Source organism: Ideonella azotifigens, assembly GCF_021043325.1.
GTDB lineage: Bacteria > Pseudomonadota > Gammaproteobacteria > Burkholderiales > Burkholderiaceae_C > Ideonella > Ideonella azotifigens.
In genome coordinates this window covers 244210-258875 of record NZ_JAJNKD010000001.1, presented here as the reverse complement: position 1 = coordinate 258875, position 14666 = coordinate 244210, and the positions used below count along the sequence as shown (strand labels likewise).

General features: G+C 68.0%; 13 protein-coding genes. 1 reads left to right on the top strand and 12 read right to left on the bottom strand.

Annotation, left to right across the window (positions count from 1 at the left end):
* Positions 1 to 43: 43 nt before the first annotated feature.
* The 6 genes from LRH25_RS01065 to LRH25_RS01040 form a co-directional block, all read right to left on the bottom strand.
* A complete protein-coding gene (locus tag LRH25_RS01065) occupies positions 44 to 1711 on the bottom strand; it encodes a hypothetical protein (RefSeq protein ID WP_231010041.1) in 1668 nt (555 codons plus the stop codon).
* Positions 1712 to 1724: 13 nt separating this feature from the next.
* Complete coding sequence (locus tag LRH25_RS01060; protein ID WP_141290748.1) at positions 1725 to 2699, bottom strand: ABC transporter ATP-binding protein; 975 nt, start codon at positions 2697 to 2699, stop codon at positions 1725 to 1727.
* 106 nt (positions 2700 to 2805) lie between these two features.
* A complete protein-coding gene (locus LRH25_RS01055; protein ID WP_141290752.1) occupies positions 2806 to 3786 on the bottom strand; it encodes an ABC transporter ATP-binding protein in 981 nt (326 codons plus the stop codon).
* Between the two features lie 76 nt (positions 3787 to 3862).
* Positions 3863 to 4801 carry an ABC transporter permease gene (locus LRH25_RS01050; protein WP_231010040.1) on the bottom strand — a complete coding sequence of 313 codons (939 nt, stop codon included), beginning with the start codon at positions 4799 to 4801 and terminating at the stop codon, positions 3863 to 3865.
* Positions 4767 to 5726 carry an ABC transporter permease gene (locus tag LRH25_RS01045; RefSeq protein ID WP_141288599.1) on the bottom strand — a complete coding sequence of 320 codons (960 nt, stop codon included), beginning with the start codon at positions 5724 to 5726 and terminating at the stop codon, positions 4767 to 4769. Before LRH25_RS01045 ends, LRH25_RS01050 begins: the two co-directional genes overlap by 35 nt.
* Before the next feature lie 13 nt (positions 5727 to 5739).
* Complete coding sequence (locus LRH25_RS01040) at positions 5740 to 7521, bottom strand: peptide ABC transporter substrate-binding protein (RefSeq protein WP_141288598.1); 1782 nt, start codon at positions 7519 to 7521, stop codon at positions 5740 to 5742.
* Positions 7522 to 7824: 303 nt separating this feature from the next.
* Between LRH25_RS01040 and LRH25_RS01035 the strand changes: the two genes are divergently transcribed.
* Positions 7825 to 8730, top strand: coding sequence for an amino acid ABC transporter substrate-binding protein (locus tag LRH25_RS01035; protein ID WP_141288597.1), 906 nt, complete (start codon positions 7825 to 7827; stop codon positions 8728 to 8730).
* A 99-nt stretch (positions 8731 to 8829) separates the two neighbouring features.
* On the opposite strand, the gene LRH25_RS01030 is transcribed toward LRH25_RS01035, so the two are convergent.
* The 6 genes from LRH25_RS01030 to aotJ form a co-directional block, all read right to left on the bottom strand.
* Positions 8830 to 10401 carry a histidine phosphatase family protein gene (locus LRH25_RS01030; RefSeq protein WP_141288596.1) on the bottom strand — a complete coding sequence of 524 codons (1572 nt, stop codon included), beginning with the start codon at positions 10399 to 10401 and terminating at the stop codon, positions 8830 to 8832.
* A 75-nt stretch (positions 10402 to 10476) separates the two neighbouring features.
* Positions 10477 to 11250, bottom strand: a complete 774-nt coding sequence (locus tag LRH25_RS01025; RefSeq protein WP_141288595.1) for an ABC transporter ATP-binding protein — start codon at positions 11248 to 11250, stop codon at positions 10477 to 10479.
* Positions 11251 to 11264: 14 nt separating this feature from the next.
* Complete coding sequence (locus LRH25_RS01020; protein WP_231010039.1) at positions 11265 to 12389, bottom strand: succinylglutamate desuccinylase/aspartoacylase family protein; 1125 nt, start codon at positions 12387 to 12389, stop codon at positions 11265 to 11267.
* A gap of 33 nt (positions 12390 to 12422) precedes the next feature.
* The gene (locus LRH25_RS01015; protein ID WP_211361379.1) at positions 12423 to 13109 is read right to left on the bottom strand and encodes an ABC transporter permease; all 687 of its coding nucleotides are present in this window, start codon (positions 13107 to 13109) and stop codon (positions 12423 to 12425) included.
* A 23-nt stretch (positions 13110 to 13132) separates the two neighbouring features.
* The gene (locus LRH25_RS01010) at positions 13133 to 13816 is read right to left on the bottom strand and encodes an ABC transporter permease (RefSeq protein WP_141287662.1); all 684 of its coding nucleotides are present in this window, start codon (positions 13814 to 13816) and stop codon (positions 13133 to 13135) included.
* A 39-nt stretch (positions 13817 to 13855) separates the two neighbouring features.
* Positions 13856 to 14662 (bottom strand): L-arginine-binding protein AotJ, encoded by an 807-nt coding sequence (aotJ, locus tag LRH25_RS01005; protein WP_141287657.1) that lies wholly within the window; start codon positions 14660 to 14662, stop codon positions 13856 to 13858.
* Between the last annotated feature and the right edge of the window lie 4 nt (positions 14663 to 14666).

The following is a 14666-nucleotide window of genomic DNA, read 5'->3' as shown; positions in this document are numbered from 1 at the left end:
GCTTCGCCAGGCTCAGCCCAAACTGTTGGCGCGATGTCGCCCCTCAGCCCGCAATCGAAAACAGCACCGAGCGGTTGATGGCGTAGACCGCGCCGTCGGCGCCGATGGCCGTGGGCGTGTAGGCCTCGCCGAGGCCGCCGGTGAGCCTGATGCGCTGGCTCAGGGTGTTGGTGGCCAGGTCCCAGCGGTAGAGCACGCCGTCTTCGCTATTGACCAGCAGCGAGTGCGTCAGCGGGTCCACGGCCACGGTGTTGACGCACCATTCCTTGACCGCTGCGGAGCCCGGGTTCTCGGGCGTCACGCCCAGCACGGTGATGACCTCGCGCATCACCGGCACGCCGGAGATCGGATCGGTCTGCGTGGCGTTCGGGTCCAGCACGGCCATGCGGTTCAGGCCGTCGCCCGTGCCGGCATTGAGGTAGTTGTTGTACTTGACGGCCAGCAGGTAGCTGGAGCTGCCGGTGTAGCCGCCCACGATGCTCGCCGGCACGAGGGAGGCCGTGTCGTCCCAGCCGAAGCTGCCCGGAACCTTGGTGGTGGCCAGCGTGCTGTCGAAATGCAGCAGCCAGCCGCGGTAGTTGTGCTGGCCCTGGCTGGACTCCAGCACGCCGATGTAGACGTCGCCGTCCGTGCCGATGGTCGGTGAGGCCGTTGAGTCGTCGCTCACCTGGGCCTTGTCGCCGGTTTGCGGGTCCAGCAATGCCACGCGGGCACGCGGCGCCAGAGTGGTGCTGTCCAGCGCCACCAGCACGCCATGCTGGGACCATCCGGCAGAGACCGCGTTGGCCAGCACGTACACGGTCGCCAGGTCGGGTGACAGCGCGGGCGCGCAATTCATGGCGGGCTTGACGACGCTGGCGTCGCCCGAGACATCGGCCGCGGCGATCCACCGCCCCTGGCCATCGGCGCCAATGCGCGCAAAGCCGCTGACCAGGCCCGCCGGGTTGCCGGCATTTGCGACGAACCCGAAGAAGGCGTTGCCTGCCGCATCGACGGTGATCGGCGTGTTGATGAAGACGGCAGCATCGAGCTGGGCCGAAGCCGCGGCGTAGGCAGCGCTGCCGTAGAACACCAGCGGCTGCAGGGCACCCTGCGCCGAGTCCGCCGCATCGCGCACATAGACCTTGCCACCCGCGCCAGGCACGAACAGGCGGTTGCTGCGCGACAGCGCCAGGTGGAAGCCCGGCATCCAGTGATGCGCGGGCACGGCGTAGTCGGTGTCGGCCGACCAGAGCAGCGTGCCGGTGGCGCCGGACCGGGCCTCGACCCGGAAGCCGCTGGTGGCCTGGGTCTTCACCGGCACCAGCACCGTGTTGTTGGACGTGATGACGGGCGAGCCGTAGTGCACCAGCAAGGTCTCGCCCTGGTACTGCGGCATCAGGTCCACCGGCGTGGACCAGGCAATGCGGTTCAGGTCCTGCGTCGCAATGGCGCCCTCGCCCGAGTGCTGGCTGTCGCGCCCGAAGTTCCACCAGGCAGGACCGGAAACAGGAGGTGGGGTTGGAGAAGGCGGCGGGGGCGGGGGCGCGGGCGCGGGGCTGCCAGCGTCGCCGCCACCACCGCCGCAGGCTGCCACGCCCATGCCGGCCGCGGCCATCGCGAGCACCAGGCGACGCCTGCGCAAGGACAGCAGGAAAGCCTCGGCCAGGTCGTCGGGCGGTGGTGCTTGCGTCATCGAGAAGGCCTCTGCCATCCAGGTTGGAAAGGCCATTGTGCCGCCTGCTTCAGCTGCGCAAATGGCACGCCACCCAGTGCCCATCGGCCACCTGCTTCAGCTCGGGCCGCTGCTCGCGGCATTGCGCGGTCTGCGCCAGCGGGCAGCGGGTGTGGAAGTGGCAGCCGGTGGGTGGGTGGATGGGGCTGGGCAGGTCGCCTTGCAGCGGGATGCGGCGGCGCTTGACGGTGGGATCAGGGATGGGGACGGCCGACAGCAGGGCTTCGGTGTAGGGGTGGCGGGGCTCGGTATAGAGGGCCTTGGCGGGCGCGATCTCGACGATGCGGCCCAGGTACATCACGGCCACGCGGTGGCTGATGTGCTCGACCACGCTGAGGTCGTGCGCGATGAACAGGTAGGCCAGGCCGAACTGCTCGCGCAGGTCTTCGAGCAGGTTGATGACCTGGGCCTGGATGGACACGTCCAGCGCCGAAACCGCCTCGTCGCAGACCACCAGCTTCGGGCTGACGGCCAGCGCCCGGGCAATGCCGATGCGCTGCCGCTGGCCGCCAGAGAACTCGTGCGGGAAGCGGCGCATCTGGTCGGCCGACAGGCCCACGGTTTCCAGCAGTTCCACGACACGCGCCTCGCGCTGCTGCGCATTGCCGGCCAGCTTGTGGATGACCAGCGCCTCGCCGACGATGTCGCGCACCGACATGCGTGGGTTCAGGCTGGCGAACGGGTCCTGGAAGATGATCTGCATGTCGCGCGTCAGCGCGCGCAGCTCGGCCGGGCTGGCGCGGGTCACGCTGCGGCCTTCGAAGCTGACTTCGCCGGCAGTCGGCTCCAGCAGGCGCAGGATGCTGCGGCCCAGCGTGCTCTTGCCGCAGCCGGACTCGCCGACGATGCCCAGCGTCTCACCCGGCGCCAGCTCGAAGCTGACGCCGTCCACCGCATGCACCCGCGCGACCTCGCGGCCCAGCAGCCCGCCATGGATGGGGAACTGCTTGACCAGGCCTTCGACCTTCAGCAATGGCATGCTCATGACCGCCCCTCGTCCGACGAATACGTCGGCCGATCCCCCGAGGGGATACGGGCCGGCTTGGGAGCGGCCCGGCGCTCGGCCCGGGTAGAGGTGGGAGCAGGATGGCTCATGGCACCAGCTCCAGGATGCACGCCACCTTGTGGCCCGGCGCTGCCTCGCGCAGCGCCGGCGTGGCGGTGGTGCAGGCTGGCGTGACATGGCGGCAGCGCGGCGCGAAGCGACAGCCGACCGGCGGGTTGATCAGGCGCGGCACGCTGCCGGCAATCGCTTCGAGCCGGGTCTTGTGCACGGCGTCGCGGTCAATGCGCGGGATCGAGCGGATCAGGCCCTGGGTGTAGGGGTGGCGCGGGCGGGCGAACAGGTCTTCCACGCCGGCTTCCTCGACCACCTGGCCGGCGTACATCACGACCACGCGCTGGCCGACTTCGGCGACCACGCCCATCGCGTGCGTGATCAGCAGCACCGCCATGCCCAGGCGCTCCTTGAGCTCCTGCAGCAGGTCCAGGATCTGCGCCTGGATGGTCACGTCCAGCGCGGTGGTGGGTTCGTCGGCGATCAGCAGCTTCGGGCTGCAGGCCAGCGCCATCGCGATCATCACGCGCTGGCGCATGCCGCCGCTGAACTGGTGCGGGTAATCGTTCACGCGCCGCTCGGGCGTGGGGATGCGCACAAGGCGCAGCATCTCGACAGCACGCGCCATCGCGTCTGCACGGCTCAGCCCTTCGTGCAGGCGCACGCTCTCGGCGATCTGCCGGCCCACGGTGTAGACCGGGTTCAGCGAGGTCATGGGCTCCTGGAAGACCATGGCGATTTCCTTGGCCCGCACGCGCTGCATGGCCGCAGCGTCCAGCGGCACCAGGTCACGCCCCTGCCACAGCACCTGGCCGGCGACGATGCGGCCCGGCGGCATGTCGATCAGCTTCATCACCGTTTTGGCGGTGACGCTCTTGCCGCAGCCGGACTCGCCGACCACACAGACCGTCTGCCCGGCCTCGACCGCGATGTCCACGCCATCGACCGCGTGCAACCAGCCGTCGTCGGTGAGGAAATGGGTCTTCAGCCCGCGAATGTCGAGCAGTGCAGTCATGTCGACCCCCAAGACGCCTGCGGCGTCGCCCCCCCGAGGGGGAGCGATGCGAGCTTGGGGCGGCCCGGCGCTCGCATCAGAACACCCTGCGTGGGTCCAGCGCGTCGCGCAGGCCGTCGCCAATGAAGTTGATGGCCAGCACCGTGAGGAAGATGGCCAGGCCGGGGAACAGCGCCCAGTGCGGTGCGATGTCCAGGTAGTCCTTGGCGTCGAACAGGATGCGGCCCCAGGTCGGGATGTCGGGCGGGAAGCCCAGGCCGAGGAAGGACAGCGTGCTCTCGGCAATGATGGCGCCGGCCACGTCCACCGTGCCGGCCACGATCACCGGGCCCAGCGCGTTGGGCAGGATGTGGCGCCAGACCAGCCGCATGCGGCCCGCGCCCAGCGCCCGTGCGGCCTCGACGAACTCCTTCTCGCGCAGGCTGAAGAACTGGGCCCGCACCAGCCGCGCCACCGGCATCCAGCCAAACGCGCCGATCACGCCCACGATCAGGACGAAGACGCCGAGTTCGGGCCCGAAGGCGTTTTTCAGCGTCTCGCGGAACAGGTAGATGACCAGCAGCAGCAGCGGCAGTTGCGGCAGCGACAGGAACAGATCGGTCAGCCACATCAGCGCGGTGTCCACCCAGCCGCGGGACATGCCGGCGGCAGCGCCGATCAGCGTGCCCACGCCGATCGCCATGCCCATGGCCGCCAGGCCCACCGCCAGGCTGATGCGCCCGCCGTACAGCAGCCGCGCCAGCAGGTCCTGGCCCAGGTCGTCGGTGCCCAGCGGGTGCGCGGCAGACGGCGTGGCCAGGCGGGCCGCGAAGTCGATGTCGTTGATGGCCAGCGGCCACAGCAGCGGCCCCAGGCCCACTGCCAGCACCATCAGCGCCAGCAGCACCAGGCTGAAGACCGCCAGGCCGTGCCGGCGAAAGCGCCGCCAGGCCTCGCGGGCGGGCGAGACCACCGGGCGCGGCGCCAGGATGGCCGCCGGCTCAGCGGTAGCTGATGCGAGGGTCGAGCCAGCCATACAGCAGATCCGCGACAAGGTTGAACAAGATCACCAGGCAGGCCAGCACGAAGGTGACTGCCATGATGACCGGCGTGTCGTTGCGCAGGATGGCGTCGATCAGCAGCGAGCCGATGCCGGGAATGCGAAAAATCTGCTCGGTGACGATGGCCCCGCCGAACACCTGCGGCATCGACAGCGCGACCAGCGTGACCACCGGGATCAGCGCATTGCGCGCCACATGGCGCAGCACCACCATGCGCTCAGGCAGGCCCTTGCTGCGCGCGGTGGTCACGTAGTCCAGCCGGATCACGTCCAGCGCCGCCGAGCGCACATAGCGCGTCCAGCCCGCCGCCTGGAACAGGCCCAGCACCAGCACCGGCATCAGCGTCTGCCGCAGTTGCTCCCACCACCAGGCCCAGCCGGTGGCGGGGATGTCGGCGCGGTAGACAAACGGCAGCCAGTCCAGCTTGATCGAGAACAGCAGGATCAGCAGCAGGCCGGTGAAGAAGGTCGGCAGCGAGAAGCCCATGAAAGCCAGCGTGTTGGCCAGCTTGTCGAACCAGGAATAAGGCCGCGTGGCGGCCATGATGCCGACCGGCAGCGCCACCGCCAGCGCCAGCAGCTGCGAGGCGCCGATCACCGCCAGCGTCACCGGCACACGCTGCCAGATCAGCGTGTCCACGTCCACGCGGCTGATGAACGAGAAGCCCCAGTCACCATGCAGCATCGCCCACAGCCAATGGCCGTAGCGCTGCCACACCGGATCGTTCAGCCCCAGGCTTTGGCGCAAGGCCTCGCGCACCTCGGGCGGCACGTTGGGATTGGTGGCCATCTCCGAAAACGGATCGCCCGGCGCCAGCGCCAGCACGGCGAACAGCACCACGCTGATGCCCAGCAAACTGGGCACCGCGAGCAGCAAACGACGGAGAAGGTACGGCCCCACGAACTTCAGGGAATCACGTTTCGCGATACCAGTCGGCCAGGCTGGCCATGTCCACGTCCCAGCCGTTCAGCGGCGCCACCATCTTGTTGCCCAGCCCGCTGACGGCCTGGCGGAACAGCAGCGGCACGACATAGCCGTCGCCACAGGCCAGGTCGTTCATGCGGATGAACAAGGCGGCACACTTGACCGGGTCCAGCTCGGTTTCCGAGGCCCGGTAGGCCTTGTCGAATTCGTCGCTGCGCCAGCGGCTCAGGTTCTGGCCCAGCCACTTGTTGCCCTTGGCCGCGATCTCCCACGAGACAAAACGTTGCATGTGCCGGTCCGGGTACGGCCGCCCCTGGCTGACCAGGTACATCTGCATGTCGGCGTAGAACTTGCCGTAGGTGTCCGGGTTGGCCACGTCCGACGAGAAGAACACGCTGGCCACGACCGACTTCAGCTCCAGCTCGATGCCAGCCTTCTGGCAGGCCTGCTTGATGATGGCCTGCACCTTCTGCCGCGGTGCGTTGATGGAAGTCTGGAACACGAACCTCAGCTTCTTGCCACCCTTCTCGCGAATGCCGTCCGCACCCCGCTTGTAGCCGGCGGCGTCGAGCACGGCGTTGGCCTTGTCGATGTTGAACTCGGGCTTCAGGTTGGCGCTGCGGAAACGCGGCGGGTTGTTGACGAAGTTCGGCGTGGCAATGCCGGCGCGGCCGAAGATGAAGTTCTGGATGCCCTGGCGGTCGATCAGCAGGCCCATGGCCTGGCGCACCGCCGGGTCGCTGAACAGCGGGTGGCGCGACTTGGCGCTGGACCGCTCGCCGTCGATCTCGGCCACCGGGTCGGCGTAGTTCAGGTAGAGCGACTCGGTCGAGCCGCCGGCAGCAAACACCACCCGGCCCTTGCCGCCCGCCTCCAGCCGTTTCAGGATCTCGTCTTCGACCAGCAGGTTCCAGGCGAAGTCGTATTCGCCGGTTTGCAGCACCGCGCGCGCCGCGGAGACGGCGTCGCCGCCGCCCTTGAGCTCCACCGTGTCGAAGAACGGCTTGTTGGGCTGGTGGTAGTTCGGGTTCAGCTCGCCGCGCACCATGTCGCCCGGCCGGAATTCGACGAACTTGTACGGCCCGGTGCCGACCGGCTTCAGGTTGGCCGGCGCCTCGCGCGACTTGGCGCCCATGTAGGGTGCAAACAGGTGCTTGGGCACCAGCTGCACGGTGGCGGTTTCGGGCCAGAACGGCGAGGGTTTGTCGAACACCACCCGCACCGTCAGTGCGTCGACCTTCTCCAGCTTCAGGCCCAGGTAGTAGCCGACGGTGTTGGTGGCGGCGGCCGGGTCGGTGGCGTACTGCCAGTTGAAGACCACGTCGTCGGCGGTGAAGGGCTGGCCATCGTGCCAGGTCACGCCCTTCTTCAGCTTCCAGGTGACGCTCTTGCCATCGGCCGAGATGCCGCCGTTTTCCTTGCTGGGCACCTCCGCCGCCAGCACCGGCACCAGGTTGCCGTCCACGTCGTAGCGGGCCAGCGCCTCGTAGAAGACGTGCGAGCCTTCTTCGTCCTTGGTGCCGGTGGCGAAATGCGGGTTCAGCAGCGTGGGGCCTTGCCACAGCAGCAGTTTCAGCGGGCCGCCGCCACCGCGTTTGGTGGGCTTGTAGGCCGGCTCGGCAGCGCCAGCCAGGCCGGCGCTGCCAAGCAGCACAGCGGCCATCGGCAGCGACAGGCCGAGCCCTGCGGCCTGGGCCAGGAAGCGGCGCCGCGGCAACGCACCGCTGCGCACCTGCTCAAGCCATTCACGCAGTTCGTTTTCTTCTTGCATCGTCGCCTCTGTTGCGAAGGGGTCAGCCGCTGCCGGCACCCAGCTCCGCGGGGCTGGGTTCGGCGCAGTGTAGCCAAGCCCTCCCAGCATGTTCGGCCGTGGGGCCGCCGGTCGCCAAGCGTGAAGCAATGCTCATGCCGCCCCGGGTTAAGCCGGATTGCCTGGCCCAACATTTGCTGGTTGCCATTGCCCGGTTCTGTACCATGGCGCACCGCGCCGACCGGCCAACCGCCGCCGATCAGCGCCTTTCCTTGGCGAACCGCCGTGATCCTGCTTTTTGCCTCGTTGTACGAAAGGTCCGCCATGTTTGCGTCCCGCCGCCTGCCTTCGCGCAGCGCCTGCCTCTTTGCCGCCGCCCTGCTGTGCGGCAGCGCCGCCACCTGGGCCGGCCCCTCGCTGGACCGCATCAAGCTGACAGGCAAGATCGTCATCGCCCACCGCGAGTCTTCGGTGCCGTTTTCGTACGTGCTGCCCGACAAGCAGCCGGTCGGCTATGCGCTGGACCTGTGCAGCCGCCTGTCGGAGGTCATCCGCAAGCGGCTGGGCCTGGCCAAGCTGCAGACCGAGTACCTGCTGGTCACCCCCGCCACCCGCGTGGCAGCCATCACCGATGGCAAGGCCGACATGGAATGCGGCGGCACCACCAACAATGCCGAGCGCCGGCAGAAGGTGGCCTTCACCGTGCCGCACTACATCACCGGCACGCGCTACATGGTGCTGGCCAACAGCAAGATCGACGACCTGAACAACTTCGGCAGCCGCAAGCTGGTTTCGACCGTTGGCACCACCGCGCTGAAGTCCATCACGCAGAACAACAACGAGCGGCTGCTGGGCATCCAGATTCTGGAGGCACCGGACCATGCCAAGGCGGTGCAGATGGTGGAAAGCGGCGAAGCCGACGGCTTCGCGATGGACGACGTGCTGCTGTTCGGCCTGAAGGCCAGCCGGCCAGAACCGGACAAGCTCAAGGTGGTGGGCAAGTTCCTGACCATCGAGCCGCTGGCCATCATGCTGCCCAAGAACGACCCGGAGCTGAAGGCCATCGTCGACGAGGAGATGAAGCGCCTGATCACCTCGCACGAAGCCGACACGATCTACGCCAAGTGGTTCCTGCAACCCATCCCGCCCAAGCAGGTCGCGCTGAACCTGCCAATGAACTACCTCTTGAAGGATTTCTGGAAGTACCCGACGGACTGGGTGCCGTTCTGAGCCTGATGCAGACGCAGAACAAGGAAACGCAGGGCCGCCCCAAGTTTCCTTGACCCCCTCGGGGGGCGGGCTGGGCGCAGCCCAGCCCTGGGGGCACACTCAGTACCCGTAGCAGCTGCGCAGCTGGGCGTAGTCGTAGAAGTGCTGCGTGCCGGGCAGCTTGGCGCCGTCGCAGGCGGCCTTGAAGTCGGTCTCGGCTTCGTTGTAGAGCATCTTCACGATGACCTGGCCGGCCTTGTTGCGGTACAGGTCCCACTGCATGTTGGCCGCCATCGGCGAGACGTCCACGCCGCGCCACGGGTTGCTGGCGTAGCTGTAGGTCTGCGCCAGCGGCACCTGCTGCAGCACGTTCTTCAGGCCCATCGCCGAGGCAAACGGGATCACCGTTTCGGCGTGCGCAAAGCGCAGCTTGGCGGCGTGCGACAGGTCGCCGGCGGCGATGGCATCCGCCTCCTTGAAGAAGTCGTCCACCAGGCCTTGTGCCATCTTCCAGGTGGCACTGCCTTTCTCGCTGAAGCCGGGGCCCTTGTCGTAGAAGTCCGAAGCGTCGTTCAGTTCGGCCACCACCTCGGCCTGGTCCTGCGGCATGTACGGCTTGAAGTTCACGCCGGCCTCGGCCTTCATGGCCGGGGCAATCGAATACAGCTCGTAGAGCAGCGCGGCCGCCGAAGCCAGGCTGTTGATTTTGGTCTTGCCGTCGCCGGTGAGTGTGGACGTGAACTTGCCGTCGTCGCTGGTGAAGCTGTAGGTGCCGGTGTTGGCAAAGCTGTAGCTGCCGTTCTCGATCTTGTCCACGAAGGCCTTGGCGAACAGCCGCTCCAGGATGACGCGGCCGGCCGCCCCCACCGCCGGGTTCGCCTGCAGCGCGGCCTGGCGCGACAGCAGGTCCGCATCGGCGCCCTTGTAGGCCTGGTAGGCCTGGCTGTCCGTGTAGGTGACGAAGTGCGGGTCGGCGGTGTTGGTCACCAGGTCGGTCGCGGCGACCAGCTTGTGGAAGTACAGCGCGAAACGGTCGGTGCCGGCCGGCTCGGCCACCGGCGTGCCCACGTCCGGGTACGGGCCGGGCGCGGCCGGCGTGGTGACCAGCTTGGCCAGACCGGGCTTGGCCGCCAGCAGGCCTTCGGTGAAGTAGTGGCCGCTGTCCACCGCGCGGTCCACGCCGGAGGTGACGACGACGACCTGGCGCGGCGCCGCCACCGAGTTGTTCGCGACCTGCTTCCAGTACGGCTGCAGGCGCGAGACCAGGCGCTGCGCCAGCGCCTTGTGCTCGCTGATGCCCAGCTGCGTCTCGTTGCCGTAGCCCGGCTTGGAGATGCCTTCCACGCCGTAGCCCAACAGGAAGTTGGCCTTCATGATCGTGTACACGTCCGGGCCGAGCGATGCGCCCAGCGGCGTCAACGCGCCATCGGCCTGGGCCTGCAGCCACATGTTGTAGACGGCCAGGTCGTACTTCAGGCTGGACAGGCCGCGCGAACCGTGGCGGGCCAGCATCTCGGTGAACACCGGCTTGAAGCCAGCCGGCGCGGCTTCGTAGGTCGAGGCCTGCTGCTGCGGCTGGTACGGTGTCTTGGTCTGGTACCAGTAGGCCGTCGTGGTGGCTGCCGTGGCGCTGAAGGCCAGCGTGAAGCCGAGGGCCAGGCACAGCGCGCGGGGAATGAAGGAGTGGGTCATCGTGAGAGCCGGTCAGCCGAATAGGCGGCCAGCTTATGAAGCACCGATGACGCGGGCGTGTCAGGCCCGCAAGCTTTACTTCAGGCCACCCGAGAGGAACTGCTTCAGCCGCTCGCTCTGCGGGCGCACCAGCACTTCCTTCGGCCTGCCTTCTTCCTCGATCAGGCCCTGGTGCACAAAGATCGCATGGTTCGCCACTTCACGGGCGAACTCCATCTCGTGCGTGACCACTAGCATGGTGCGGCCCTCTTCGGCCAGGCCGCGCATCACGCGCAGCACCTCGCCGACCAGCTCCGGGTCCAGTGCGGAAGTGGGTTCGTCGAACAGCATGACCTCCGGGTCCATCGCCAACGCGCGGGCAATCGCCACGCGCTGCTGCTCGCCGCCGGAGAGCTGCGCCGGGTAGACGTGCTGGCGGTGCGTGAGCCCCACGCGGGCCAGCAGCGCCTCGCCGCGTTCGGTGGCTTCGGCCTTGGTCTTGCCCAGCACATGGATCGGCGCCTCGATGACGTTTTCCAGCGCGGTGCGGTGCTGCCAGAGGTTGAAGCTCTGGAACACAAACGCCAGCCGCGTGCGCCAGTGCTGCAGCTGCTTCGCATCGGCCGCGCCCAGGCTGCCGTCGTGCTGGCGCTTCAGCTGCAGCACTTCGCCGTTCAAGCTCAGCGTGCCTTCGTGCGGCTGCTCCAGCAGGTTCAGGCAGCGCAGCAGCGTGCTCTTGCCCGAGCCGCTGGAGCCGATGATGGCGACCACGTCACCGCGCTGCGCCTGCAGCGACACGCCGCGCAGCACCTCGCGCTCGCCAAACTTCTTGTGCAGGTTCTGGACCTGCAGACCGCCGGAAACTTGCATGGGATGGATGGCTTTCAGGCGGACAGCAGCTTGCCCTGGCGCAGCGCCTGCTCGCCGGCCACCTTGCCCAGCGTCATGCCGGCAACGGCAAAGCGGCGCAGGTCGCGCGCGAAAAACAGGCCGGTGACGGGGCTGTTCAGCGTGGTGACGGCGCCGCTGATCGGGTCGATCAAATCCACCAGCGGCTCGCCCGCCTGCACCTCGGTGCCCGGCGGCTGCAGGAAGACGATCATGCCGCCGTGCGGCGCCACCAGCGGGATCGAGCCCGACAGCGGCGTGGGCGCGCGGCGCAGCGCCGGCATCGGCAGCGGCCTGGCCTCAGTGGACACCGCGCCGCAGGCGATCAGGAATTGCACGATGCCTTCTGCGTCTGCCTCGGCGCGGGCGTGCGACACATCGGCCTCGCCGCGCAGCTCGATGGTGGCGGCCATGCACGAAGACGGCAGCGGCTTGTCCGCTCCAAGTTTCGCGGCCAGCGCCGGCCAGACCATGGAGCAGGCCTCGTCGAACGGGTCACCGCCCGAACGCTCGGCCAGCAGCGAAACCTCGGCGCGGATGCAGCGCGCCAGCAGTTCGGCCGTGGGCCAGGTGGCCGGCGTGGTGTAGAGGTGCAGCACGGCCTCGCCGTCGCAGTGCAGGTCCAGCACCACATCGGCGTCGATGGCCAGCGCCAGCAGCGTCTTGCGCAGGCTTTCCAGCTCGGTGGCCACCGGCAATGCCGCCGCGGCGTCGCGCAGCGCGCCGCGCACCAGCGCCACGTTCTGCTGCGCGTCCGCCCCGAGTTGTTCGCCCACCGCGGCCAGCACGGCCTCGGTCAGGTCCGCATAGTTGCGGTTGAAGTTCTCGCCGCTGCCCAGCTCGAAGCGGCCCTGGTAGTTGCGCAGCACCCATTGCCCAATGCCGATCGGGTTGGCCGCCGGCACCAGTACCACTTCACCGAGCAGCCGACCGGCCGCTTCCAGCGCGGCCAGCGCGCCGCGCAGGTGATGGGCGACCAGCATGCCCGGCACTTCGTCGGCATGCAGCGAGGCCTGGATGTAGACCTTGGGGCCGCGGCCGGGCTCGCCGTGGTGCAGGCTGACCAGTTCGCGGCGGGTGCCGGGCACGGGGCTGAGCAGGGAATGGGTGACGGTTTTCATTGGAGCGAGAACAGAGGTTTCAGCGCGGCAGATTCAGCGCGGGAGCAAGGGCTGCAGCCAGCGCTTTTCGGCCTGCCGGAACATGGCCACCAGCACCATGGTGATCAGCACGTAGAACACGGCCGCGGTGATGAAGGCCTCGAACGGCAGGTAGTAGATCGAATGCACCTCGTTGGCGGCATTCGTCAGGTCGGCCAGCGTGACCACGCTGGCCAGCGAGGTGCCGTGCATCATCAGCACCACCTCGTTGCCATAGGCCGGCAGCGAGCGCCGGAAGGCCGAGGGCAGCACGATGCGCCGCAAGGTCACCCAGCGCGACATGCCCAGCGCCTTGGCCGCTTCGATCTCGCCATGCGGCAGCGCCTTGATCGCGCCGTAGAGAATCTCGGTCGTGTAGGCGCAGGTGTTCAGCGCAAACGCGGCAATGGCACAGAACCAGGCCGAGCTGAGCCAGGGCCACAGGATGCTGGCACGCACCCACTCGAACTGCGCCAGCCCGTAGTAGAGGATGAACAGCTGCAGCAGCATGGGCGTGCCGCGCATCACGTAGGTGAACAGCCAGACCGGCTTGTTGGCCCAGGGCGAAGGCAGGCTGCGCAGCATGGCCAGCGGCAGCGCACCCAGCATGCCCAGCGCCAGCGCGGCGGCCAGCAGTTCCAGCGTGACCAGCACGCCGTGGAAATACAGCGGCAGGCTTTCGCGGATCGCGTCGAAGTCCATCGTCAGTTCAACTTCTCAACGGCTCAGAGCGACACGCGCCGCGTGCCGATGGACAGCCGCTTCTGCAGCCAGGCAAAGCCCAGTTCGGACACACTGGTGAACAGCAGGTAGATGACCCCGGCCGCGACGTAGAACAGGAAGGGCTCGCGCGTGCTGCCGGCCGCGCCCTTGGCGCGCGCCATCAGGTCCGACAGGCCGATCAGCGAGACGATGGCCGTGCTCTTGATCATCACCAGCCAGTTGTTCGACAGGCCAGGCAGTGCATGCCGCAGCATCTGCGGGCCGACGATGCGGCGCAGCACCTGCCAGGGCGTCATGCCGTAGGCGACGGCCGCCTCGCGCTGGCCAGGCGGCACGGCCAGGAAGGCGCCGCGCAGCACCTCGGTCAGGTAGGCGCCGAAGATGAAGCCGATGGTCAGCACGCCCGCCACATACGGGTTGATGTCCAGGCTCTCCCAGCCCATGCGCTCGGCCAGGCTGTTGGCCGCGACCTGCCCGCCGTAGAAGACCAGCAGCATCACAACCAGGTCCGGCACGGCCCGCACCAGCGTGGTGTAGGCCGTGGCCAGCCACTGCAATGCGCGAACCTTCGAGAGCTTGGCCAGCGCGCCGGCCAGGCCCAGCACCAGCGCAATGGCCAGCGAACCCAGCGCCACCGCAAGTGTCAGCAGCGAGCCCTCGAGCAGGCTGTGGCCGTAGCCGTGCAGGAAGTCCACGCGCGCGCCCCTCTAGTCTCTTCTTCTGCCTTACTTGCCGAAGACGTCGAAGTCGAAGTACTTGTCCTGGATCTTCTTGTAGCCGCCACTGGCGCGCAGCGAGACGATGGCGGCATTGAACTTGTCGACCAGCGTGGTGTCGGCCTTGCGGATCGCGATGCCCGAGCCGTCGCCGAAGAACTTGGTGTCTTCGATGGCCGGGCCGATGAAGGCAAAGCCCTTGCCGATGGGTCGCTTCAGGAAACCGCCGTCCTCGGCGACCGAGTCGCCCAGCGTCGCGTCGATGCGGCCGGCCGCCATGTCCAGGTAGACCTCGTCCTGCTTGGCATAACGCACGATCTCGCTGTCCTTGTAGAAGGCGGTGACGTAGCGGTCGTGGATGGTCGTGCGCTGCACGCCGATCTTCTTGCCCTTCAGTCCGGCGGGCGACACATCGGTCGTGGCGCTGCCCTTGCCGACGAAGCGGGCCGGCGTGTTGTAGTACTTGTTGGTGAAGGCCACAGCCTTCTTGCGCTCTTCGGTGATGGCCATCGAGGCGATGATCGCGTCGAACTTCTTGGCCTGCAGCGCCGGGATCATGCCGTCCCACTCCTGCTGCACCAGCGTGCACTCGGCCTTCATCTCGGCGCACAGCGCCAGCGCCATGTCGATGTCGAAGCCCTTGAGCTTGCCGTCCGTGCCCACTTCCGAGAACGGCGGGTAGGCGCCTTCAACGCCGATGCGGACCTTCTTCCAGTCCGGCGCCTGGGCCAGCGCAGCGGTGCTGGTGAAGATGCCGAGGGTGGCCCCAAGGGCGGCCGTCAGGCAGGCGATCAAGAGAGGGCGGCGTTGCATCATGGTG